The organism is Paenarthrobacter sp. R1 (genome assembly GCF_030264015.1).
In the GTDB taxonomy this organism is placed as follows: Bacteria; Actinomycetota; Actinomycetes; order Actinomycetales; family Micrococcaceae; genus Arthrobacter; species Arthrobacter ureafaciens.
In genome coordinates, this window is sequence record NZ_CP127115.1 from 325,430 (window position 1) to 351,064 (window position 25,635).

At 67.9% G+C, this 25,635-nt stretch carries 15 protein-coding genes; all 15 read left to right on the forward strand.

Features of this window, described 5'->3' with window-relative positions; all coding sequences use genetic code 11:
- The first annotated feature begins 14 nt into the window (after nt 1-14).
- The 15 genes from QN084_RS01580 (at nt 15) to QN084_RS01650 (ending at nt 25,634) form a co-directional block, all read left to right on the forward strand.
- Complete coding sequence (locus tag QN084_RS01580) at nt 15-2,312, forward strand: phage tail tip lysozyme (RefSeq protein ID WP_069694986.1); 2,298 nt, start codon at nt 15-17, stop codon at nt 2,310-2,312.
- A gap of 134 nt (nt 2,313-2,446) precedes the next feature.
- On the forward strand, nt 2,447-3,439 hold the full coding sequence (locus QN084_RS01585; RefSeq protein WP_069694987.1) for a hypothetical protein: 993 nt from the start codon (nt 2,447-2,449) through the stop codon (nt 3,437-3,439).
- Complete coding sequence (locus QN084_RS01590) at nt 3,439-4,167, forward strand: hypothetical protein (RefSeq protein ID WP_069694988.1); 729 nt, start codon at nt 3,439-3,441, stop codon at nt 4,165-4,167. The genes QN084_RS01585 and QN084_RS01590 overlap by 1 nt, the downstream gene beginning before the upstream one ends.
- Nucleotides 4,168-4,240: 73 nt before the next feature.
- A complete protein-coding gene (locus QN084_RS01595) occupies nt 4,241-5,047 on the forward strand; it encodes a hypothetical protein (RefSeq protein WP_069694989.1) in 807 nt (268 codons plus the stop codon).
- Nucleotides 5,044-5,775 carry a hypothetical protein gene (locus QN084_RS01600; RefSeq protein WP_069694990.1) on the forward strand — a complete coding sequence of 244 codons (732 nt, stop codon included), beginning with the start codon at nt 5,044-5,046 and terminating at the stop codon, nt 5,773-5,775. Before QN084_RS01595 ends, QN084_RS01600 begins: the two co-directional genes overlap by 4 nt.
- 46 nt (nt 5,776-5,821) lie before the next feature.
- Nucleotides 5,822-6,358, forward strand: a complete 537-nt coding sequence (locus tag QN084_RS01605) for a hypothetical protein (RefSeq protein ID WP_069694991.1) — start codon at nt 5,822-5,824, stop codon at nt 6,356-6,358.
- Entirely contained in the window at nt 6,358-7,377 is a 1,020-nt protein-coding gene (locus tag QN084_RS01610; protein ID WP_069694992.1) for a hypothetical protein, read from the forward strand. The genes QN084_RS01605 and QN084_RS01610 overlap by 1 nt, the downstream gene beginning before the upstream one ends.
- A gap of 94 nt (nt 7,378-7,471) precedes the next feature.
- Nucleotides 7,472-9,748, forward strand: coding sequence for a relaxase MobL (gene mobL / locus QN084_RS01615; RefSeq protein WP_175430144.1), 2,277 nt, complete (start codon nt 7,472-7,474; stop codon nt 9,746-9,748).
- Between the two features lie 159 nt (nt 9,749-9,907).
- Nucleotides 9,908-10,450, forward strand: a complete 543-nt coding sequence (locus QN084_RS01620) for a hypothetical protein (protein WP_069694993.1) — start codon at nt 9,908-9,910, stop codon at nt 10,448-10,450.
- 89 nt (nt 10,451-10,539) lie between these two features.
- Entirely contained in the window at nt 10,540-11,295 is a 756-nt protein-coding gene (locus QN084_RS01625) for a hypothetical protein (protein ID WP_069694994.1), read from the forward strand.
- 25 nt (nt 11,296-11,320) lie between these two features.
- Entirely contained in the window at nt 11,321-11,593 is a 273-nt protein-coding gene (locus QN084_RS01630) for a hypothetical protein (protein ID WP_069694995.1), read from the forward strand.
- A 152-nt stretch (nt 11,594-11,745) separates the two neighbouring features.
- Complete coding sequence (locus QN084_RS01635; protein ID WP_069694996.1) at nt 11,746-13,512, forward strand: AAA family ATPase; 1,767 nt, start codon at nt 11,746-11,748, stop codon at nt 13,510-13,512.
- Between the two features lie 114 nt (nt 13,513-13,626).
- Complete coding sequence (locus QN084_RS01640; protein WP_139126757.1) at nt 13,627-15,702, forward strand: coiled-coil domain-containing protein; 2,076 nt, start codon at nt 13,627-13,629, stop codon at nt 15,700-15,702.
- Between the two features lie 127 nt (nt 15,703-15,829).
- Nucleotides 15,830-19,924: a type IV secretory system conjugative DNA transfer family protein gene (locus QN084_RS01645; RefSeq protein ID WP_069695223.1), complete on the forward strand. Its 4,095-nt coding sequence runs from the start codon at nt 15,830-15,832 to the stop codon at nt 19,922-19,924.
- A 166-nt stretch (nt 19,925-20,090) separates the two neighbouring features.
- A complete protein-coding gene (locus QN084_RS01650) occupies nt 20,091-25,634 on the forward strand; it encodes a hypothetical protein (RefSeq protein WP_069694998.1) in 5,544 nt (1,847 codons plus the stop codon).
- Nucleotide 25,635: the final 1 nt, after the last annotated feature.

Here is a 25,635-nt window from a genome sequence, read left to right on the forward strand (position 1 = left end):
GAAAGGACAAGCTCATGGCCATCGACAAGCCGCCGCGGCGGGATGACCCGGCACGGCGCGGTGCATCGCCCCGCGGGGACCGCAGGTCCGCAGACGGGGGTGCGAAGGAGGAGCCGCAGCCCCCTCGCCGAGAGGGGTCCGGCGCGCGCAGCACCGGACCCCGTACCGGGGCGGCCGCCGCTCCTACCCCGTCCGGGGATGCGGACAAGATCAAGGGCCTGCAGAAGACTTCGGGGACCTCCCCCGCGTCACGGCCGGCCGGCTCGACGTCGGCGGGTCGCGGGTCAAAGAGCCTGGGAGCCGCACCGGCCACGGATGCAGCGGCTGCCGCTGACAAGGCCGCGGATGCTGCTGACACGGGCATCAAGCCCAGCACGGCCGCCAAGGCCGCGAAGAGCCTTGACGGTGTCGCCGCCGGGGCAGCCGGAGGAGCGGCCCGTAAGGCGGTCGAGGGCGACGGCAGCAGCGCGGTCCGCCGCGGTGCCGCCCGGTACGCGGGAGCGGCTGCCTCGGGAGCTGTCGCCGGCGCGCAGGCCGGAGCCGCCGCCGGCGGTGTCGGCGCGCTGCCCGGGGCAGCGGTCGGCGCTGCCAAGAATGTGGGCCTGGAGACCGGCAAGGACGTTGTCGACGGAGCGTCCAAGGTCACCGGCGGAGGTCCGGACGCGGAGCCTGCCGACAAGCGACTCGGTGCCGGGGGCACCGGCTACGAGCGGACCTCGCAGAAGGAGAAGGACGGCCAGCTGCTGTCCAAGACCGCCAAGGGAGTCGCCGTAGGCAGCACGGCGGTGGCCGCTCCCCCGGCTGCGGGTCTGCTTATTCTCATGGCGTTCCTGAAGTGGCTCAAGACCATGTTCTTCGCGATGCTCGCGATGGCCGCCAACGCGGCCAGCATGATCTGGGGCTTCATCCTCGGGATCGCCAAGGCCGTCGGGCACACGATCGTCGCGCCGTTCATCGCGCTGGGCGGCCTGGTGGGCAAGGCGGCCGGAGCCGTGTTCGGGGTCACCGTCACGGCCACCGTCGCCCCGGTGGCCACCGCTGCATCCGGTCTGGCCACTGCTGTTGCCGTGGCGGCCGTGCTCAGCACGGTCCTCACCGGTGTGCTGGACCAGTCCGGCCTCGACGGCGGCCGCGGCTCGACCATGACCAACTGCATCGTCAACACCAGCCGCAATGGCTCTGGCGCTGACGTCCCGGCGAACACCGAGGCGAACGCCAGGGCCGTCTACTCCGTGCTGAAGACCTGGGGCATGCCCGAAGAGAACATTGCAGGCATCCTGGGCAACTGGTCGCAGGAGTCGGGCGTGGACCCCACCAGCGTGGAGGGCATCTACAACGAGCCGTACCAGATCGGTCCGCGCAAGCAGACCGCCTGGGACGGGAACTTCACCCACATCCCCGGCCAGTCGCACGGCGGCATCGGCCTGGGTCAGTGGTCGAACGGGCGAACCACGATGCTGCTGGACTACGCCAAGTCCAAGAACCTCGACTGGTACACCATCAAGGCCCAGCTGGCGTTCATGGCGGAGGGCGACAACCCGGGTGACGTGGCCGTATTCAAGGACATGATCAAGACCTCCCAGGGTTCTCCCTCTGCTGCTGCGCAGCACTTTCACGACAAGTGGGAGCGCTCGGCGGACAACGCCGCGCAGATGCGGGAGCGCGCCGCCGACGCCGAGATGTGGTTCGGCAAGATGAGCGGCTGGACGGTCGACACCTCGGTTGTGGGCGGGGTCCAGGACATCGTGGGCGGCATCGTCGACACGGTCGGCAGCGGCATCCGCTCCATCTTCGGCAACTGCGACAGCGGCACCAAGGTGCGCCCGGGCAGCCTCGTCGACGGCGGCATGAACGCGGAGCAGGCCCAGCAGCTGGTCGACCTGTACAACCAGGAGGGTGACAAGTTCCTGGACGACAAGTACGGCGCTGGCGGACCGGGCTCCTGTGGCGACAACCACGCCATGAACTGCGTGTCGTTCTCGGTCTACTTCATGAACAAGTACACCTCGTTTCAGCAGTACCCGCCGGGCAACGGCATCGACACGGCGAACGCGATCGCGTCCATGACGGGCAAGCAGGTCTCGAGCACGCCGACGGCGTACTCGGTCGGTTCCGGGCCCGGCTCGGGGTCTGCGGGCCACACGCTCGTGGTGCTGGGCGTGCAGGGCGACAAGGTCATTCTCGGCGAGGCCGGATACTGCGCGTTCATGGGCCGTGTCCGCGTCGACAGCGCCGAGCGGATGAAGTCCGAGGGGTGGGTGTTCGTCGACGTCACGGATCTCATCGCCAAGGGCGGCGAGCTGCCGGCGTAGCCGGCGGACTGCAGGGCCGGTGTCCGGATGATCCGGGCACCGGCCCTTTCTGCATCCAGATCTGTCCAAAGAGACCTGTCGAATGGTTCAGACTCGTTATTCAATGACCATTGCCGATAGACTTGGAGTCATATATGAGGACAACGCGAGAAGGGACGGGCACCGTGACAAGTGCGGACGATGACGCGCATGGCAGAGCCGGGAACACGGTCGTGGACAACGACGGTGCGAAGGCAGACGACGGCGTGCCGAAAAAGCTGAAGGCCCCCGCCACCCGCAGGCGGGTCAGTGGGGTTGAGCTCGAGGCCCGCTTCGAGAGCTGGCGTTCCGAGCGGCACTGCGAGCTGCAGGCCCGCACCCCGCAGGAGTCGGCGCGGCGGACGCGCCTGGTCCTGAGCGGCGTGATGGGCGTGGCCATCCTGGGGCTGGCGGCGGCCGCGGGAGTGACCGGCAGGGGTTTCGAGGTTGAGCACGCGGCCAACGCCGACCGGATCGCCTCGCTCCAGGTTCAGGTCGAGGATGCCAGGAGCACGCCGGTCGCCACGGACCTGTCCGGGAAAATGATGCGGCTGACGGAGGCCGCCGCAAAGGACGCCCGGAAGGTCGCCGAGGCCCAGCAGGGCTTCGCGCAGCTGCACCATGAGGCGGCCACGCAGCCCAACGCAGGCAATGGCACGCCGAACGCGGCAATGCTGCAGATCGCCGAGCACCGCCGGACGCTGGCACCGCTGTTCAGCCTGCGCTCGTTCCTGGCCGACGAGAAGGGAGCCTACTCCTGGACCTCGGTGACGCCGTTCGACCCGAGCACGCAAATCGATCCGCGGTTCCCCTGGTACGTGCGCTACGAGGGCGTGAAGGCCTCCTCCCCCGACGTGTACGCCTGGTCGGTCGAGTCGGTGATGCCGGACCTCGCCGTCCAGGACGCCACGGGCACCACGCGCACGGCGCGGGTGATCTGGCTGTGCCGGGACACTGCGAGTGGACAGGTGCTGGCGTGGGCGAATGCGGCCTACTCCTACGACGGGAGGACCGGGACATTCGACGACCTCAAGGTCGTGGTGACCGCCGCCGGGGCGGAGCACCAGCAGGGTGCATCAGCGACGGGCAACGGAAGCGGAGAGGGCTGATGATGCAGGAGCAGCAGATTGACAGCGAAGGCACGGACGCGACAGCAGCGGCGGGGCCCGGCTTCATGCGGCGCAACGCACTGGTGGTAGGGGTCGCGGCGCTGCTGGCTACCGCCGTGACGGTGACCGGACTGACCTGGGGGTCCCAGCGCAACGCACTGGATGGGCAGCAGCAGACGATCACGGGCCTGCAGGGGCACCTTGCCTCGATCGAGGCCGCGAAGTCCGAGCAGGTCGAGCAGGATGTCATGCAGTCGCTCGGCGTGAGTCAGGGTCGGATCCATGACGACACGCAGGTCGTGGACCGTTTGGTGAAGACGGCGTTCACCTGGGACTCCGGCCAGGCCTACGAGGCGGTGCGCCGGAACCTGAAGGAGCGCTACGACCTCTCCGAGGACGGGCAGTTCCTGACGCAGTTCATGCCGCCGGCGCGTTTCAACGAGGACGCCTCGGGCAAGCGCTACTACTACATCGATACGCAGGGACTGAACTCGTCGGTCAATGCCGACATGGACCTCGAAGTCGTGAAGGTCACGGCGGACCAGTACACATACGCGGTGCAGGTCGAGGTGGCGGTCACCTCCGACGCGGTGTCCCAGAACAAGGTGGCACCGGACCGGGTCAAGTCGTACCGGACCGTGCTGGTGTTCCTCACCGTCGACGCGCAGGGAAAGGTCTCGGGCCTGTCCGCGATTCCCTCTGGCGGTTCGACTCGCCATTCCAGATGATCCGACTCCCTTTCGACTCATCTTCTTGATAGAGTTGTACTGGTATTCGAGACGAAGAGCGAGTTGAGGGGCAATGGCATCGACAAAGATCGACGAGTCGGGTGTGCGGGCTGACAAGCCTGTCCGCAAGACCCGCTTCGTGGCAGCGCCGGACGCCGGTGCTGCACCGGGCGACGCCGAGCCCACCGGGGACGGAAATGTTCCGGGCGCGCTGATGAGCCGCCGGGCGGCCATCGGCGGGGTGGGCATGGGAGCGGCTGCGCTACTGTGCTTTGTGGTCGGCGCGGGTCTCTCCGGCGGCGAGGCCGCCGTCAGCCACGACAAGGCCCAGCAGATCGTCTCCCTGCGCGAACAGATCCGCACCGCGCAGGTGCATGCCGATGCCCTCCCGGAGGCCATGGACGCCGACCGCGCCCTGGTTACGGCGCAGGGTGCTGCGGAGCAGATCGCCCGCCTGCAGAACGAGTACCGCCATCTGACGCCCTCGGTGACGGGCGCGGGCGGGACGTTGGACCAGACCGCCGCCGAGCCGACGCGCCGGAACCTCACCCCGTACTTCGTCCCCGACGTCGGGCAGGCCGCGCTCCAGCCCTGGTACCTGCTGGCCTCGGATAAGGCCGTGCCCGCGGGCAATGAGATCCCGATGAGCTTCGACTCCGGCTTCGAGTGGGTCGCCCAGCGCCCCTACTCGGTGGAGGTGGGCGGCACGATCCGGGTCACCTGGCTGGCGCTGCAGACCCGTCCGGCGGCCGGGCAGGCCCCGGGGGTGCTGGCCTGGGCACGCGCCGACTACGACATGACCCGCAAGAGCTTCTCCGGGGTCCAGACCGGAACGACGACCACGGGCGAGGCCTTGCGGCAGGAGGTGAAGACACCGTGATCGAGGACGCGAAGGACTGGGTACGCGCCAGGGCCGGAAAGGTCTTGGTCTGCAGCACCGGAACGCTGCTGGCGCTGTCTTTGCTCTCCCTGGTTCCGGCATTGCTGGCCGACGGCTCGGCGGACGCCGACAGCAAAGCCGACCAGCTCATCGTGCAGCTCCAAGGTAAGCAGGAGGACGCGCAGGCGGCCCTTGAGACCAAGCACGCCCGGCTGCTGTCCGACCTGCCGGGGATGGACGCCGAGCGGGCCGACCGGGATCGGGCCACAGCGCGTTCGGTGCTGCTGAGCCTGACGGACTCCTCGGCCTCGTCGCGGACCGTCAGGGAGACGCAGGTTGCCCTCGACGCCCGGTACGGGTTCCTCGGGAACTCGTCCCGAAGCCTCACCGAGTTCATACCCGAATGGATGGCAGCAACCGGTGCCGGACAGGGGGCGGGGACAGCGTACCAGCTGGCCGACTTTGATGCCGACGTGATCGCGGTGAAAGGCCTGGACTACGCCTATGCCGGAGTTGCGCGCCTGGACCCGGTCTCCGTGGACGGCAAGCCCACGGCCAAGAGCGAGTACGTGGTCTTCACCTTCGCCACCGGACAGGACGGAACTGTCGCCTCGTTTGAGGCGTACCGGGCCTCGGCCCGGACGCGGGACCAGCTTGCCGCGCAGACGCCGCCTGCTTCTGCTTCACCGGCCCCGACGGCCAGCCCCGGGCCCGGCCACAGCGGCTGACCTGCGGCCCACCCACACAGACACGACAACAACGAAGGACGAGACGATGACGATCCAGACCCTGGACAAGACCGGCAGCGCGACGGAGGACGAAGCCCGTGGGGAGGCCACCACTGCGGCCACCGTCGGGAAGGCCCCTGCCAGGCCGAAGGCCGGGCGTGGGCCCTCGACTCTGGCCGGCGCGCTGCGCCGCCTGGCACCCGGGAAGGGCTCCGGAGGATCGCCGGTGCTGATCTGGGCGGTGTTCTTCCGCTCGGTCGTGCTCATCGCCGACTACCTGCTGGCCTCGATGACCGCAATGGTCGTGATCCCGATGCTCGGCGCGTGGCTGCACCGGCAGTCGGGCGCGGCCGGCGGTGACCTGACCATGGCCGGAACCGTCGCGATGTGGGTAGCCCCGCTGCTGTTCGTGGTCCTGCTCCTGGCCGCCGCGGAGATCGCCGCGATGCGCGGGATGTGGCGCTGGTCCACCCGTCGTATTGAGGCCGTGCGCGAGGCCCGCGTCCTGGCGCAGGCCCAGGTCAGCACCGCACCCAGGACCACCCGCCCGAGCAAGAAGACCAACCGGAAGAGGAGCAACTGATGCGCACTGCTGGACTGATGATGAACGACGTGTGGGCCGACCGGGTCCTGCGGGAGCGGGGCGTGCAGGCGCACCGGTATGACGGGCTCGATGCCCAGATCGGGGTGCTGGTCGACTCTGTCGAGCTCAAGCACCGGGGCAAGGAGGAGAACTACCGGCCCTACCTGCACGTCGTGGGCGAGCTGCGCTCGATCACTCCCTCCGAGCCGCTGCCGTACGGGATCACCCAGGTGACCTACTCTCACGGCCAGGGCGAGAAGGTCGACGCCTTCTACGAGTTCGACGACGAGCAGCTGGTCGCACTGGCCGCCAAGGGCTACTTCAGCCCCTCCTTCACTGTGCCCGAGCAGCTCACGGGGATCGAGTGGGAGCTGCCCGCGACGGTGGATGCCCTCGTGCTCACCCCCTCCGAGGATCAGGCCGATGCCCCCGTGGTTTTCATGAACGTGCACCGCATCGCTGACCTCGAGATTGACCTGGCGTCCACCGAGTACGACCTGGCAGCCTACTTCGCTGACCGCTCCAGGGACGGTCATGGACCGGTCGAGGCCGTCGTCGACCAGCGGGGTCTGCGGGCCCGCTCCGACGCGATCAACTCGCTGTTCAGCGAGGATGAGCTCGATCTGGTCGCGCAGACGGAGAACCTCCAGCGGCCCGGGGAGCAGCAGCCGGCCGCCGAGGGCGTCACCGCGCAGCTGCAGGCGGTCGAGGCCGAGATCGCCGCGGAGCGCGAGCGGTACCAGGCCGAACTGGAGCGCACCGAGGGCACGCCCGAGCACCTGTACCACGAGCGCGTGGCCCCGGCCCTGCGCTTGGACGGACCGGACGACGCTCCTGTCCCTGCGGACGCGGAGCCGGACGCCGGCGTGGCCCACGACCTGGACTTCGGTCTGGACGACGGGGACACCGGGCAGGACGACGTGCCTGCTCCGACGCTTGAGGAGCGCAAGCGCGAGGCCTCCCGCCGCGCCGCCGACCTCGACTTCGGCGAGGACGACGGGCACGGCCTGGGTCACTGAGGCCGAGGCGGGCAGAGCAGTCAGGACTGGCCCCGGGCGCTGGAGGACAGCGGCCGGGGTCCCGTGCATTCATAAGACGGAGGGATGAGGCGGGATGAGCCTGAAGAGCTCGATCGTAGTGGTCAACGAGTTCAGTGTGCCGCTGCCCGGCGGCAAGGGGTCCCGGGGCGGCACCCCCGGCGACTACGTCACCCGGTACATGGCCCGGGAGCAGGCGACCGAGTCGCTCGCGCCGATCCAGCGCCTGCGCACCGACGATTTCATCCTGCGCTACATGGCCCGCGAGAGTGCAGTCGAGCGCGCCGGGATGAGCAGGGTCGAGGCCAAGGCGGCCATGCGCCAGGCGCAGGGCGACGGCGGAGTGGCCTTCGGCTACGGCTCGGTGTCACTCTCCGACGAGCAGCTGCGGGCTGCGTCCCGGGACATCCAGAAGCACTTCGAGAGCGGCAAGACCGTGCTGAAGACCGTGCTCTCCTTCGATGAGGAGTACCTGAAGCGGCACCGCATCGTCGGCGAGGACTTCCACTGCGAGGGCCGCGGGGACTACCGCGGTCACATCGACCAGATGAAGCTGCGGATGGCCATCATGCACGGGCTGGAGCGCATGAGCTCGGGCACGAGCGGCTTCGACGACCTGCGCTATGTCGGCGTGATCCAGGTCGACACCGAGCATGTCCACTGCCACCTGGTGATGGTCGACGCCGGACACGGCCACCTGGCCAAGGACGGAACCCAGCGGGGCAAGCTGCTGGACCGGCACAAGTCCCGGCTGCGGCGCGGCGTGGACGCCTGGCTGGACGAGAAGCAGGCCGTCGCTCACCTGTCCAGCGCCGTCGGCTACGAACGCAGGAACGTGACGACCTTCATCAAGCGCTGGGCGCACGAGCGCATGCGTTCCGAGGCCCTCCCCCAGTTCCTGCTGGCCTGTCTGCCCGCTGACCGCACGCTGTGGCGCGCCGGGACCAACGACCTGCGGATGCGCAAGGCAAACCGCCTGGTCTCCGAGCTGGTGGCCGAGCAGCTGGAGCGGCCGGGCTCGCCGCTGCCGGCGGCGATGGAGAAGGTCGTGGATTACGCCAATCAGCGCCGCGAGGCCGAGGGTCTGTCCACCGACCAGTGGCAGCGCCTGGTCGACGCGGGCCGCAGTCAGATCACCGAGCGGGCGGTCAATGGCGTTTACCAGATGCTGCGCGCCCTGCCCGAGGAGGAGCTGCGGGTGCGCACGCCGATGCTCGAGGTCATGGGTATGGATTACGCCGAGATGGCTGCCCTCGCCGCAGAGCGCCAGCAGCATCACGGCAGCACCGAGGACGACGTCGTCTCCTTCGGCTTCCGGCTGCGCAGCTACGCCTCCCGCCTGCAGCACCACAAGTCCAAGGCCAGCGCCTACCGCGACCTGGCCCGGCAGTGGGAGCGGGCCGAGAAGGCCGACGTGGCCGTGGAGGACTCCCGGCCGCTTTACGACTTCTACCGCTTCGAAGAGGACTGGCATCGGCGGGTGATGAGCAAGTATCAGCACTTCCTGCCGTTCGTCGGCGACGCCGGCCAGTGGTACACCCAGCAGCAGGAGGTCGCCGCGTACGGCCAGCGTCTGCTCTCGCTCATGGCGCTGCGCCAGGACGCCTCGCTGCAGCGGATGAGGGATGCCGACCAGGCCGAGGAGATGGGCCGGGAGATCTACGGCCAGCCCGGCGGACGGCACCTGACCGCGGGCAAGGTCGGGCGGGCGGTGCTGGACGCGCGGATCGCGACCATGAAGCAGGTCTACGACGAGCGGCTCCAGGAGTTGCGCACGGACCTGGCCGACTCGGGGCTGGTGCTCGTCGCCGGCCCTGCAGACCAGCGCAGCGCCGTCGCCGACGGGAATCCGGAGGTCGCCGCCCAACTGTCGATCAAGACCGGGACGGCGCACCCCTTCGACGAGGTCAAGGCGCTGGACCTGCATCACCTGGGCTATGACTTCGTAGCCGACGTCGAGATCAGCGAGCGGGCCCGGCAGGAGTTCACCGCTGCCGCGGCCGAGCGCCGCCGGCTGCTGCTGGCGGCCATGGCGTACCTCGACCAGTCGGGCCAGTCCGAGGCTATCGCCGACCTCCCGGTCGACGACGTTGCCGCGATGACCCGGGTCTCGCGTGAGCTGGCTGCCGTGGAGGACGGCTCCGCACGGCCGGTACTGCGTTCGAGGATCGCCGCGCTGCGCGAGGAGCAGGAACAGGAGGCCCGGATGCGCCGGTCGAAAGCCTCCTCGCTCGACGCAGGCCTGGTGGTCCGCGTCCAGCAGCGGGTCGACGCCGCAGTGGCCGTTACCGGTGCCCTTCCCGTCCCCGGGCAGGAGCCGGCCGGTCGGTCCGGCGGGATGCAGCACGAGTAGGGAAACGAATGGAAAGATGATTCGAATAGTTGCGGAATGATCTATAGGAGTATTAGTGTATAGATCAGTTCGGCAGGCACTTCGAGGCTTTGTTCGGACGATGTGAATGATCAAGGCCGTTCTGCCGAGTGGCGGACGGAACGACGAAAGGACGAGATCATGGCACTTCTCAAGGGCAAGGGCGCGATGACCGGGGTCAACCTCATCGCCAAGGTCTACGACAACGGCGCGACCAAGGACGGCAAGTCGCACTACGCCGACATCCAGGTCGACGCCCGTGACCCGCGCGGACCGGAGCAGAGCAACCTGCACCTGAAGTCCGAACGCGTGAAGGGCCCGGACGGCAAGGAGCGCTTCGCCAACACCGCCCCCTACTCGGTGGGCCAGCTGGAGGAGATCATCAAGGCCGCTGGTCCGAACACGGAGCCGCTGCTCAACAAGGACAACGAAAAGGTGGGCACCGTCTACGGCTTCAAGGGCAACGTGATGCCGGCCTCGCGCGGCACCGGCCTGGTGGTCAACACCAAGTCCGTGGAGGCCAGCGACTTCAAGGTCGACGCCAAGACCCTGGACAACCAGTTCGCCTCCATGAAGGCGGCCAAGGAGGCCCAGGCGACTGCCAAGCAGAGCCAGGCCGCGGGTCCGGAGCAGACCGCCCAGGCCGAGCAGGTCGCGGAGGCCGAGGCTCCTGCGGTCGGCTGACACCGATCCACCGGCTCAGCAGAACTCATTGAAAGGCCCCCGGGAGAGATCTCTCCGGGGGCCTTTCGCATAGAGAGGAACGAATCATCATGGCAGATCTCAGCAACGGCCCCCAAAGCGGACCGGAGCACGGCCAGCGTCCGACGTCGTACACGCCCGAGCAGCTGGTGGCGATCCGCGGAGCCACCCCCGATGCCGGAGCCCAGCGCGGCCCGAGCTCGCAAGCGGGCCTCGGCGCGGTGCGGGGTCCCCGGTACAGCGTGCCCTCCTCCCCCGCTCCCGGCCAGCCGGGCTCGAGATTCAACCCCAACGTCGTCGAGCGTCGGCCGCGGCCGCAGGCCGAGCCGGCACCGGGGATGATCACCTCTGCGGACGTGCCGAAGCCGGGGCAGTCCCGCACCGTTCAGGGTCCGGCGAAGGTCCCGCTCACCCAGCGGGCTGCAGAGCCGAAGGTTGGACGGGCGGTGCAGTCCGAGGGCTTCCGGGAGGGAGCCAAGCGGCTCGGCACCCACGTGATACGGGATGCCGCGGCCCATGCCGCCCGGGGCCGGCAGTCCGGCGCGTCGACCACGGGCGTCGCTGCCAGCGCTGCCAAGGGTGCTGCCATGGGCGCGGCCCGCGGGCTGCACACGGAGCTGTCCGGACATGGTGAGCAGAAGCTCCCGCAGGGCTCTGCTGCCGGGGCTGACCTGGTCGGCCGGATGGGCTCGATCGTCGGCCGTGGTGCCCGGGAACAGACGCCTGTCACCGCGCAACAGGGCCGCAAGCCGGTCAGTGAGAGGTACGACTACCAATTCGAGGGCCAGGACGGGCCCGAGGGCATCGAGCATCAGCGCGGGGCCTGATTCAAGTACGGAGGAGGAGACGGCGATGGCGACAAACGATCCCAGTCCGCTCAGCGGCACAAGCCTGCTGGATCTGGGGCTGGACGAGATCACGGTCCCGGACGAGGGCAAGGACCAGTGGGCGGAGGCCGGGCGCGTCCTGGTCGACCGCGTTGGTGCCTCGATGCGCCAGCAGCGCGAAGCAAATGAGCGGGAACGGCGCGACCGGGAGTCCCGCAGGCCGCTGAGCGAGCGGTACGACTACCGGTTCGAGCAGGACGAGTCCCCGTCCCAGGAGGACCGTCAGCAGGGGCTGTGACGGCCGCTGAACGGCGTGAATGGCCAGGAGACCCCCGGACACGAGTCCGGGGGTCTCTCATTGTCCTATCAACGCCTTGTCGAATGGCGTCATGATAGACTTTCGACTGATCTATCAGATGAATCAAGTCTTGGCGAGAGGTCTTCCACAGCATGTTCCACGAAGCGCACCTGAATGAGGGCTATCCGCTCCTGTCGAAGCTGTCGGACCCGCTCAAGAGGGCCGAACGCGAGATCGTCGGCCGCGAGCACGAGAAGCTCCAGCTGCTAGCCTCGATGAGCCGGCCGGAGCTGTGCAACGCCCTGCTGCTGGCCGAGGCGGGTACGGGTAAGACCGCTCTCGTTCAGGCCACGATGGACACCGATGCCGAACGGCTCTACCTCGAGGTCGACCCTTCCCGGATGATCTCCGAGGCCGGCGACGCGGACCGCATGGCCGCCATGCTCAAGGGCTTCTTCGACGAGGCCGAGCACTTCGTGGCGGTCGAGAAGCAGGAGTTGGTCCTGTTCATCGACGAGTTCCACCAGATCGTCCAGCTTTCCGACGCCGCGGTCGAGGCGATCAAGCCGGTATTGGCGGCCTCCGGGGCGCGCGGCATCCGCATCATCGCCGCGACGACCTACGACGAGTTCCACAGGCACATCGCGCCGAACCAGCCGCTGGTTGAGCGGCTGCAGCGCATCAACCTGACGCCGCCTGACCAGGAGACCACGATCCGGATCCTGCAGGGTATGGCCGAGCACTACGACGTTGCCGACCAGTTCTACGACGACCACATCTGCCGCCAGATATATGAGTACACGGAGCGCTACATACCGGCGAGCTCGCAGCCGCGCAAGTCGATCCTGGTGCTGGACAGCATGGTGGGCTGGCACCGCCTCACCAAGCGGGCGCTGGACCGCGAGCTGCTCTCGGATGTGCTCCAGGAGTCCCTCGGTGTGAATGTGGCCTTCAAGGTCGACGGCGCGAAGATCAAGGAGCAGCTGGACTCGAAGGTGTTCAGCCAGGACCTGGCCACGCGCGCGGTCGCGCGGCGGCTGCAGCTGTCGGTGGCGGACCTGAACGACAAGAGCCGTCCGGAGGCCTCGCTGCTGTTCACCGGGTCCACCGGCGTCGGCAAGACTGAGCTCGCCAAGCAGCTGGCACGGCTTCTCTTCGGCGACGACCAGCGCCATCTGATCCGCTTCGACATGTCCGAGTACGCCCAGGACTCCTCGATGGACCTCTTCCGCTCTGAACTGACGAAGCGGGTCTGGGACCTCTCGCACGCCGTGCTCCTGTTCGACGAGGTCGAGAAGGCCTCGGCGATGGTCACCCGCCTGCTGCTGCAGGTGCTCGACGACGGCCGGCTCTCGGACGACAACAACCGCGAGGTCAGCTTTCTGAACACCTACATCGTCATGACGACGAACGCGGGCTCAGAGATCTACAAGACCATCGCGCAGTACGCGGCCGACGACAAGGGCTCGGGCGAGCAGCTGCTGAAGTACGACAAGCTCATCCGCCGCTCGATCACTGAGACTTCGGCGGACAACCGCTTCCCGCCCGAGCTGCTGGGTCGTATCGACGCCATCGTCCCGTTCCAGCCGCTGTCGGAGGACACGCAGCGCCAGATCGTGCGCAACAAGCTGCGGCACATGGTGCAGGAGGTCCTCATCAAGCACAACGTGCGGGTGGACATCGACCAGAGGGTCCTGCAGTACCTCATCGACGACAAGGGCGATACCGACTCCAATGCCGGCGGTGCCCGTGGTGCGGTGGCGAAGATGACCGATGAGGTTACCACCGGCGTGGCGACGTTCATCAATGAGCACCCCTCCGAGCGACGGATCCGGATCGACGTCGTCGGGGAGCTGGCGAGCGACCACAAGGACATGCTCACTTCCGATGCGCGCATCGAGGTGAGTGCCGTGCGCTGATCTGCACCACCGGTCATTGAAGGTCATTCGACATCGTGTCGGACTGCCTATCATTGCACCTATCGACTCATGCGCGATAGGATACTCATATACCAGGCGAACTGCGTTTCATCATTGAAGGGATCGACACCAATGGGCATTCTGGGCTCGGCTACGGGAAGCCGGAACAAGGATCGGAAGAAGAAGCCTGACGAGCTGCTGTCGTCCGTGGTCAGGGAGACGGCGATCCCCGCAGCAGTCGAACTGCTGCGGTCGAACGCCAAGTTCGTCTTCCCCAGCGGCACGGCGTGGGTCATGCTCGTGCTGGCTGCCGAGTCCATCGGCGGGCTGAGCAAGCGGCACGGCCGCGACGAGGCCAAGGGTTCGCTCATCGAGCTCATCGACTCGGACCAGATCAAGACCGTCGCCACGGCAGAGATGCTCGGCGAAGAGGTCTTCGGCATCATTCCCAACGCGGAGACGCTCGCGCGCATGGAGGAGTACTCACTCCTGACCGGCGCGGAGTACTCCTGGGCCGTCGTCTGGCAGAAGCCCAGCGGCGAGCTGCTGGTGGACCTGGTCGCCGAGGCGACGTTCAAGCAGGCCCAGGAGGTGGCCTCCGGCGCGCTGAGCCTCGAGGAGGCTGTCGGGGCTCAGGCCTGGCGTGAGCACAGCGGCATCGCTACCGACGAGGGCGGGACCCTCCTCGCGGATGCTGCTGCGGCCGCGGACACCGCCGACGACGGCGACCCGATCTTCGACTCGATCCCCGGCGGGGATGAGGTTTCCGGCGACGAGCCGGTCTTCGACGCCGCGGGCGATGAGCCGGTGTTCGACGACGAAGCCGTCGACTTCGGGGACGATGACGCGGCCCCGGTCGCGGTGGAGCCGGAGCCTGACTTCGACGGCACGGCCGGCTTTGAGGAGTTCGACGCGCCCGGTCCCGTGGCCGCCGACGCTGCGGCCCACGCCCCGGCCGAGGAGGACGCCGTCCTGCTGGAGAACCAGGAGCAGGTGCGCGAGGTCATCGCCCGCCGCTTCCTCTCGGAGGACCTGGACCTCGACGTGCGCCTGGACGAGTTCAACGCGACCTTCGCCATCGGCGCACCGGTCGTGCAGATCGAGGTCCCGCAGGGTGCGACCGAATGGCTCGGCGACCAGGTCGCCCAGCTCAACCGGCAGGCCAACGCCGACCTCGCTCAGTTGCGGTGGGCACACGAGGACGAGCTGCGCACGCTGTACGTGAACCTCATGTCCGCCCACGTCGAGCAGGTCATCCGCGACGTCGCCACCGACCGCGAAGGCTCTCGCTACAAGGCTCTCAAGGACGGCACCGAGGCGGCGCACCGCGAGCGGGAGTCCGAGAAGGAACAGCGGATCCGCACCCGCAAGACTGAGATCGTCCAGGACTACGAGGCCCAGGCGAAGAAGATCGCCGAGCAGGCCGCACTTCAGGCGGAGATCCAGTACAAGGAGCGCAACCGCTCCCGGATGGAGCGCGAGCAGGCCGACGCCGTCGCTGAAATCGAGCGCGTCATCGAGAACTCCTACTCGCACGACCGCCAGGAGATCCTGCGCGTGCGCCGCTCCGACGCCGCCCTGAAGATGCAGGTCGGCACCACGCGGATCTTCGAGGTCCTGGCCGAGAAGCAGAAGGCCTACCTCGAGGCCGAGGAGCAGCGCCTGGCGCAGTGGAAGACCGAGATCCAGCGGATCGTTGATGACAACCGCAAGGCTGACATCGCCCAGGCCGAGGCCCTGGCCGAGCACCAGCGCACCACCGACGAGATCGGCGTCCTGCGCCGCGAGCAGGAGGCGCTGCTGGAGTCGATCCGCAACGAGCACGCCGACCGGATCCGCCGGATGGAGGACGAGCTCGACCGCAACCGCAAGGACGCGATCACCCAGATGCAGGCCCGTGAGGCGGAGTGGCAGCACAGCCTGTCCCTCGAGAAGGAGAAGACCGACTCGGCCACCCAGCGCAACACGGACCTGCTGAAGCAGATGGAGGTCGTCGAGGACTCGGTCAAGCGCCGCTACGAGGCGCGGCTGGAGGAGATGGCAGCGGACAAGGACTCCTACGCCAGTGAACTGGCCCGGGCTTCGGAGATCCAGAGCCGTTACAACAAGATGCTCATCGCATTGATCGTCGCGCTGCCCATGCTCGGCGGCCTCGCCGGCTTCATCGGCGGGGCGGCCATGGGCGGCTGATCCGAACCGGAGATCGGCTCGGGGTTTGACGGCGTACGGGGCTCGCACCCCGTGCGCCGTCGGCGTCTTCCGGGACTACCACAGGCACAGGACACACAGACAGATGCGGGAACAGGCAGGGAGAACCATGGCAGGCAGCAAGCGCAGGGCCGCACGGCCCAAGGCCAGCGGCTGGGAGAAGATCTCGGCGCGTCGGCCGGAGGAGACGCTGACGAACCGGGACGTTTATGAGGACCAGCAGCTGGACCGCGGTGAGCGGCTGTCCAAGAAGTCGAACATGCCGGGCCTCGTGCTCGCCGGGATTGCCGGCCTGCTGGTCGCGGTCGTGGCATGGGTGCTGTACTCGGTCATCGCCACGGCGGTGCTCACACTCGGAGCCACGATGAGTGGCGGCCTGGGCGGCAACAGCAGCGGGAAGCCGGATTCGTACTACATCGAGGACACCACGACCGGCCAGGGCGGAGCCCCGATGACGTGCTACCGCGCGGTCAATGAGAAGGGCAACCCCGAGATCGGCTCGAAGTGCCACCCGGACCTCAAGGACGTACCGGTGCCCGCGTGGTGGACCCCGGCAAGCAGCGCCGCCCAGGATGCCCCGAAGGCGGATCAGGGGACCACGCCTACGGCGACGAGCTTCAGCGGGCAGCTGGGGCAGGTCACCGGGTTCAAGCTCTTCCTGACGCTGGGAGCGGGCGCGCTGGTCATGATCGTGATCTCCACCTGGACCGGACGCCAGGTCGCCAAGCACAACGCGACGGTCGACCACACGGACATCAACGACCACCGCAACGACCAGCACATCGCGCTTCCGGAGGAGGTCCAGCAGAACTACGACTGGTTCCCGGACGCCGGCGCGCACTCGGCGGTGCAGGTCAGCTCGATGATCAGCCACATGATGCTCAGCAGGAAGGGGCTGGGTACCGTCAAGGTTTCCCGGCGTGCCGAAGCCGACATCATCGACCAGGACGGCAACATCGTCTATTACAAGGGCGAGGTCATGGACGGTGACGACGGCGAGCCGCTGGTCGATACCCTGCCCACGATCGACGAGGAGTTCGGTGACGCACTCTTCGACGCCTCGGGTCTGCCCCGGGACAAGCGGCTGCGCAAGAAGTACGACGCCACCGTGATCCCGTACAACCCGCCGACCGAGGAAAGCCGGCGCAAGGCCAAGGAGGCCAAGGACCCCGGCAGGCTCGAAGGCGCGAACCGCGACAAGCTCGGGCCGTACCGTACGGTGGCGGACCTGATCAAGGATGACTGGGAGTTCCCGGCGTACGAGGTCCAGCGTCCTGCCGGTGCTTACATCGTCGACACCGCTCCGGTGAACACGATGGTGCTGGCCATCACCCGTGCGGGCAAGGGCCAGACCTACATCGAGCCGATGATCGACATGTGGTCGCGGGAGAAGAAGCCCTCGAACATGGTCATCAACGACCCCAAGGGCGAACTGCTCGTCAAGAACTACATCCCGCTGGTCACGCGCGGCTTCGAGCCGGTGCAGTTCAACCTGATCAACTCGATGAAGACCGACATCTACAACCCGCTGGGGATGGCGGCCGACGCCGCCCGCGAGGGCGACTCGACCAAGTGCGCGCTCTACATCGAGAACATCGGCGAGGTCTTCTTCCCGCTCGACGGCGGCGAGGACCCGGTGTGGCCGAACGCGGCGAACAACGCCTTCAAGCGCGCGGCCTACGGCCTCATCGACTACTACCTCGAGGAGGAGCGCGAGCTGCGGGAGTACGCCGCGGCGACCGGCATGGACCCGGGTACGCTCGAGCAGCGCCTGGACGACATGTGGGGCAAGGTCACGCTGTACAACTGCTACCAGCTCTTCGTGCAACTGACCTCGAAGAAGTGGAAGAACCCAGCGGCAGAGCTGGAGAAGCGCATCAAGGCCGGCGAGTTCGAGGAGGACGAGGAAGCATTGGCCGAGGAGCAGGCCAAGGTCGCCGAGAAGGACTTCCTGTGGGAGGGCAAGGCCGAGCAGGACCTGCTGACGCTCTACTTCAACGCCACCCAGGCGCTGCCGCGCAACTCGATGCGCACCCTCGTCGGCAACGCCCACAACGCCCTGGTTGCGATGGCCGGCGCGGAGAAGATGATGTCCTCGGTCTACGGCATCGCGATCACGGGTATGAGCTTCTTCACCGATCCGACGATCTCGACGCTGACCTCGGGCAAGCCCTCGCAGAACACCGACCTGGCGGGCCTGTCGTTCCCACGGCGGCTGGGCGTGCGGTTCTCGCCGAACTTCATGAAGCGCGACCACCTGCTCGGGCAGATGGCGAGCTGGTCTGCGTACGCGGACCCGATGTTCACCCGGAATCTTGGCAAGGACTTCGAGCACTCGGAGATTGTTGGTCGCGTAGGATGGGCGCGCTACAACTTCAAGGGCATCTTCCCCGGCGACGAGGCCTGGCTGAAGCTGGAGCTGAAGAACCCGCAGAGCGGCATGCTCGTGCGCACTTTCTACTTCCACTTCCGCAAGAGCTACCAGCTCTCGCTCAACGGCCGGCACTTCGTGGTCGAGCCGGTCACCGGCAAGAAGATCGTGAAGAACGGCGTGCTGCGTGAGCTGCGGCCGGTGCGCGAGGGCGGTACCGGCGACGGGAAGATCCTCTCGTTCCAGCCCGGCGACACGACCTTCCCGAGCCGCAAGCTGGACTTCTCCGGCGGCGGGCACCCCGAGGAGGTCGAGGTCCAGTCGCGTGCGATCACGCAGACGATGGCGCGGTACTCGGAGTCGCCCAAGGCGGTCTTCCTCGTCACTCCCCCGCATCTGATGAAGTACGCCAAACTGATCCTGATCCTGGTCAAGCAGCTGGTGGACGTCTCGTTCGACCAGTCGTACATGACCAAGTCGAACCAGAAGCCGCTCTACCGCACGCGGTTCATGCTCGACGAGCTCGGCAACCTGCAGTCTGACGGCAACGGCATCGCCGGCTTCGAGACCATGCTCTCCATCGGTCTCGGTCAGGAGCAGCAGTTCACGCTCATCCTGCAGACGCTGCAGCAGCTGCGCGACGTCTACGGCGAGTCGGTCGACAAGATTGTGCAGGGAAACACGAGCAACATCGTCTTCCTCAAGTCGACCGACGACTCGATGATCGAAACGCTGGAGAAGATGAGCGGCAAGACCCACCGCACTCACGCCAGCTCAAAGCAGATCACGCAGAACCTGGACAAGGTGGTCGGCGGAAAGACGGACGGGGCCATCTCGCGCACCTGGTCGACGGAGGAGGAGCCGCTGATCAAGTACAACGACTTCGCCTTCCTCTCGCCGCGCAACTCGATCGTGCTGCGCGCCGGCGACGCTCCGGTATGGAACCGCAACGAGACGATCCTGCCGATGTCGTTCAAGCTGCTGGGCAACACGATCACCCACCCGGGGCACGAGTACTCGCTGCAGACGATCCCCACGCTCAGCTCCGCGATGGAGTTCGACGTGCGCATGAACCAGCCGGACTTCGTCAAGATGCTCGACAAGCGGATGGCCCAGGCTGTCCGGGCGGCCGACGCCAAGACGCTCTATCAGGAGACGTACGACTACAAGGACGTCGACATTGAGCGTCTCGACCCGGACGTTTACTCGGACGAGGTCATGGAGGTCATCACCCGCATGGTTTTCACCGACGAGAGCGGGGACCCGAATGCGCCGGTAGTCGTGGACCCGGACGACTACGAGGCCATGATGCTGGGCAATGACGAGGAGTTCCTGGAGGACGTGGAGGTCGCCGCCACCGTGGCCGCCCACCAGGCGACCCAGAAGGACCACAAGCGCCTGGTCTATGCCGAGGGCACGGTCAGCAAGGGGATGCTGATCAATCTCGACGGCTCGGCAAAGGTCAAGGCTCTGGACCTCGAGATCGGCGAGGCGTACAAGACCGCGCTGGTGGAAATGCAGCGGGACCGCGAGCACTTCTCGGTCGGCGGGGACGGCGAGCTGCGCAGCGCGGACGGGTCGAAGACCTACATCAGCCAGGTCCGCTCTGACGCCTATGCCGACGCCGCCCGCCGGATCAACGGTCAGATTAGCGAGGAGGGCTCGCGCGTGTTCGCCGAGCAGGACGTGACCGAGGAGGACCTGCGGTCGCTGGCCACGGTCAAGGTGCACGCGGCCTTCTACACGTACCTGGCCTCATTGCCAAGTTGGGAGGTCCTGGCCGACGGTGCCTTCGACCGGGCCATGGCCGTCGAGATGAAGTCCCGGGGGTAGGGCCGGCAGGTCACTTCCCTCTGTGCCGGGGCAGTCGAGTTTCATCGACTGCCCCGGCATTCAGCTTTTGGCTCGTTTCTGACTCGTCTATCGCCACCATTCGACTCGCCTGTGTATGATCTATACATAGTTATGTCCCCGAGCGTCCACAGGAGGCTGAGTAGCAATGAAGAAGGCACACGGACTGAGGCGGTACTTCTACGAGTACGTCTTCTATAAGGCAGTCGAGCAGGCCCGGGAGCAGAGCGGGGAGATCATTCCGATCTCCCAGGCGAAGGCCATCCGCGCACGGGTCGACCAGATCCTCGGCCAGCGCGGAACCGCCCTGGCCGACCCCGCGCTCGGCGTCACCACGTGCCTGACCGCGATCGACTCGGCCTTCTCCGAGCGGGTCCCGGACTACGAGCCGCAGTTCGGCGACCACTCTCCCGCCAACGAGCGCTACCAGACGCTGCAGCGCGAGTTCACCCGCGCCACGGGCGTCGGCGCGCAGATCGACCCGCGCTCGGCCCGGCTGCCGATCAGCCCCTACGACCCGGCCTGGTCCGGGCGTGCGACGGTGAAGCGCGCGGGCACCGAGCTGCTGTACATCCCGGACGAGACGATTGTGAAGAACGCCGGGGGCGAGGTTGAGTCCCTTGCCGAACCGCGCCGCGGGAACATGACGCTCTGGCGGCTCGACGATGACGGCAAGCCCTACGAGGCGGGCCGTGCCATGACCAACGATGACGCCGCGGGCCTCACGGCCCTCATGGACAAGATGAGCCGCCAGGAGTACGACCAGGTCCGCGAATGGGTCATCGACGGCGGGCGCGACCCGCAGACCGGCCGCGTCGACCGCAACCGCTTCATGTCCCAGCACGCCGTGGCGCGTTCGGCGGCGCTGCTCGAGGAGCTGAAGTCCCAGGGCGTGGCGTACGAGGTCCTGCGCGACCGTGAGCCCGGGCAGATCAAGGCCCGGATCTCCGGGACCGGTATGGAGATCCGCCTCACTGACACGCGCCAGGAGGAGTATGCCGGGGCGCGCATCTACGACAACGGCACGGTGCTGCGCTACAGCACCAACCACCGGGTGCCCGGCGGCATGGCCGTGCCCTCCCCGACTTCCGAGGACGCCGTGCGGCTGCTGCGCTTCGCGCAGGGCCTCCCCATCGAGCGCGAGGACCTCCCGGGCACTGCGGTCGGCGTGGTCGGCTCCAGCCACCCCGAGCACGGCCGCGGCCGCTCCCTCATCGACGTGCCGGACAGCTACCACGTCGACCGCGAGAGCATGTTTGTCGTCGCCGACTATGTCGTTCCCGGCGAGAGCGCCCCGCGCCCCGGGTCCAAGGTCATGCTGCGCCGCGACGCCAAGAACCGCTCCCTGCCGACCTTCTTCGTGGACGCCGAGCCGGCCGAGGCCTACGGTCGCGAGGCCGTGGAGACCGCGCGGGAGAATCTGCGCGCCGCCCTGGGCGTCGAAGAGCTGATCCTGCGCGCGGAGTCCGAGCTGCAGCGCACCGAGGGAGCGCTCGACGAGATCGAGCCCCCGGAGTATGCCTCCGACCCCGAGGTCGCGGCGATCCAGCGTTCCTACTGGGACGTGCTGACCGGAGCGCGCAGCGAGCTGCTGCGCCCGGGCGCGACCGAGGAGATGTACCAGGAGCGCCTGGAGGAGATCGGCGAGCTGCAGGCCGGCGAGCTGCCGGACCTGGGCAACCTCGTCTACGGCGGCACAGCCGCCGACAAGGTCCGTGCGCACGCCGATGACGTCCCGTTTGAGCTGGTCGGCACCTGGGACGCCGAGCCGCACCTGATCGACGGCGAGTGGATCGACCAGCGCTTCGACCCCGCCCGTGTCGCCAAGTACATGACCAGCCCGACCGGCCAGTGGTCGAACCTGGACAACCTCGCCTCGGCGCTGCGCCGATGCGGGGTGCCTCCCACCGAGCTCATGGGCACCAGCTTCCAGGCGACCCGCTTCAAGGACCGGATCATCTCCTTCGACGCGGCCACCGCCGCCCCCATCGCCGAACATCCCTCGGAGTTCATGCGCCGCATCGGTCAGACCGTCCGGGAGAGCATCGAGCGCAACGCCGCGACGCCGGGCGAGATCCTGGTCGACCCGCAGGGCGTCATCAGCTGGACGGCCGAGAAGCTGCGCCGCGACGGCAAGGCCACGCCGGTCTCCGGCGAGATCGGCCAGGTCTTCGACGTCGGCAGCCACGGGGAGATCGTCACGCGCTTCGCCAGCGGCGAGAACGCGCTGATCGTCCCCGGCTACGAGGCGCGGATCAAGGCCCAGACCCCGGGCGAGGCCCCCAAGTCGGTCGAGGAGCGCACCGTGCTGCGTGGCTACGAGCAGCTGATGCACGAGCGCATCCAGTACCAGTTGGCCGGTGACCTCGTCTCCGGACGCAGCCGGACCGGGGAGCCCGCTTCGCTGAACGCGGTGTACTCGCAGCTCTACGGCACCAAGCATCCGGTCGACTTCATCGAGCGGGCCACGACGTACGAGATCGACCCCGCCACCGGTGAGGCCACCGCGCGGCTGGACGAGTGGACCGCATCGATCCTGGAAACCGAGGCCAAGCGCGTTCGCTACTCCAACGAGATCAAGCAGGGCTCGACTATCTACGCCGAGTACCGCGCCGAGCGCGACCGCACCGACCCGGCCGACGACAACGTCTTCGACGCCTGGCGGCTCACCGGCGGGCGGAACATGACGGTGCTCACGGGTACAGACCGCAATCATGTGGCGGCCCCCGGCGGCTACTTCGACCCGGTCATGACCGGCGGCGCAACTAACCAGGGCATCGTGCGCTACCTCACCGAGGACGCCGCGGTGCGCCCGGACGGCACCATCAAGCCGGGTGACCCGGAGACCGTGATCGGCTCCCGCGCCCCGCTGATGAGCCGGCCGGAGCTGGAGACGCTGCGTTATGACCCCTTCGACCGCCAGCAGATGACGGCCTCGACGATCATGCAGTCCTCCGAGGTGACGAAGCCGACCGGCACCGCCCTGATGACCTTCGGCGGATGGACGGCCGACGACCCGATTGTCGTGTCGAAGGAGTTCTCCGAGCGGCACCGCATCCGCGGGGCCGGTGGTCAGCTGCGCGACCTCGTCGTGGGCGACAAGATCAGCGACCTGCACGGTAACAAGGGTGTCGTCTCGCTCGTGGTCGACCGCCATATGGACCCGGACGAGGCGCGTGCCCAGGGCCTGGGGCAGGAGGTGGCCTGGTTCCGGGATAACCCGGGTATCGACGTGGTGATGAGCCCGTTCTCGCTGATCTCCCGCCGCAACGCCGGTTCGGCCCGCGAGCTGATGGGCGGTGCCGTCGGCGACATCCGCCGTCCGGCTGTCCAGGGCATCGAGGCCGGGCCGGTCGCCGGCGGGCTGGGCGAAATGCGGTTCGTGGTCACCCACATGGCCGTCGACGAGAAGACCAAGATCTACGACGACGAGCAGGTGCGCGCCGGCAAGGGACGCAAGGCCTCCTCACAGCTGGCCTGGGCGCTGCAGTCCCAGGACTGCCCGGCGATCATGCGTGAGTTCTACGGCCACAACTCCGGTGCCGAATCGAACCTGCGCGAGTACCTGCTGGTTGCGGGCCTGGACATGGAAGCCGACGGCACCCTGCGCGTCCTGGGCCAGGCCGAGAGCGTCGACGAGCGTCCCGAGCGCCGCCTGATCCCGATGCCGGAGCTGATGCGCACGCAGCCGCGCACTGAAGGGGCGACCCCCGGGCTGAACACCACGGCGATGCGCAAGTCCTTCGGCGAGCTGATCGGCGACCGCGGCGGTGACATGGAGATCCCCTTCCCGCTGACCTACCCGACGGGCGAGCTGACCGAGACGGTCAGTGCGACCTCGTGGAAGCTGCCGGTGCTCTCCTCACACCTGCGCAGCGGCCAGGAGTTCGACGACGGCACTTCGGTCACGCATGACTACACGCGCAGTTACCAGGACGTCTTCGTCGAGGCCTGCCGCTACCGGTACATGGCCGAGCAGCTGGAGGACCACGGCCTGTCGCCGGACAAGCGCGCCGAGGTGCGCCGGGGCATGAGCGAGTCCATCTCGCGGGCCCAGCGCGCTTTCGAGGCGATCACCACCGACGTGCAGAACCGCGTGCTCACCGGCAAGAACAACATCTTCAAGACCGGACTGATGAGCTCGCGCCTGTCGGATTCGGCCACGATGGTCTGGACCGCCGACCCGCGGCTGGACATCGACCAGATCGCCCTGAGCTCGGTCAAGGCCGAGCAGCTGGGCCTGGCCGAGGGCGACCACGCGCTGGTGTGGCGCGACCCGGTCCTGCGCGACGCCGGCGTGCGCTACATGCGCGTAGCAATCGACGACCGGCTCACCGGCGCGGCGATCAACCCGGTGATGGACCAGTGCTTCGACGGCGACTTCGACGGCGACGCGGTCGCCGTCGTAAAGCTGCACAGCGAAGCCGCCAAGGCCGAGGCGATGGACAGGCTCTCGGTCGGGGCGAATCTGCTGGACACCGGCGTGGTGAAAGCCGACGGATCGCACCCGCTGGCCATGCAGGTCTCCCTGGACACCCAGGTGGCGCTGTCGAAGAGCCCGGAGCTGGCGGAGAGCCTGGAGAGCGCCGTGAAGGAGGCGAACCGCCTGCGGTTCGTCAGCGATCCGCACGAGGTGGCCGCCGGTCACGAGGTCCTCGTCGAGGAGCTCAGCGACCTCTACCGCTCGGCCCAGCGCGGCGAGTTCGGCTCGGGGCTGACCTTCAGCAGCCGCGAGGCGCACCTGCAGAGCGTTCGTGAGGTCTGCGTCGAGACCGGGGCCAAGGGCAGCGAGAAGAAGCTCGGGGACTACGCCCGCAACCTTGGCGACGAGCAGGGCACGCCGGGCATCACGCAGGAGGACCAGGAGGCCTCCATGTTCGCCACGGCGATCAAGGCCCACGGCACGGGACTGGGTGGCTCATTCTCCCAGCGTGCAGTGCGCGCCCTGCGCGGCGCTGACCTGAAGGCGGTGCTGGAGGTGACTTATCCGGTAACCCAGTCGATCCTGCAGGCCAAGCACGATGCTGCGGAAGCCCGGCACAAGTACGAGATGCTGCAGGGCCCCGGGCGCGACCTGTGGCGCGGCCGCAAGCTCGAGCACGTCGGCCCCGGCCAGTGGCGTCCCGAGTTCGCCGATGGCGAGGCGGTCCAGGCCACGGCCGAGGAGTGGGAGGCCCAGTTCGTCGAGTTCTACGAGGCCAAGGACGGGTTCAACGTTTCGGTCAACCCGGACTGCGTCGCCCGTGTGGCGCGCGCGCTGGAGGATCCCAAGACGGGGCTCGTGCGCAACCTCGAGGAGGACCCGTCGTTGGCAGGCACGGTGATGGACCGCATGGCCTATGGCGGCGATTTCGAGGCCCTGGTACAGGCCGCGAAGAACCGCGAGAGCGTCTTCGACGGCGAGAAGAACGAGCAGTTCGCCTCGGCGGGCACCCGCCGTGCGCGCACCGCCGCGGCGCACCAGCTGGACGCGTTCGAGGTGCACGGCCTCGACGGGCTGGAGATCGCGGTGGACGCCTCGGTCCTCAAGCGTGACGTGATTGCGCAGACCGGGGACGGGGCCGCCAGGGCCCGGGGTGCCAGCCGGCGCTCGGCGCACGCCGTCGGCGTGGGAGGCCGCCGCCAGGACTGGACGCCGAGCTACGAGACCGGGCAGCAGCAGGGTGACAACGACTACGGACTGGGAGGTTGAC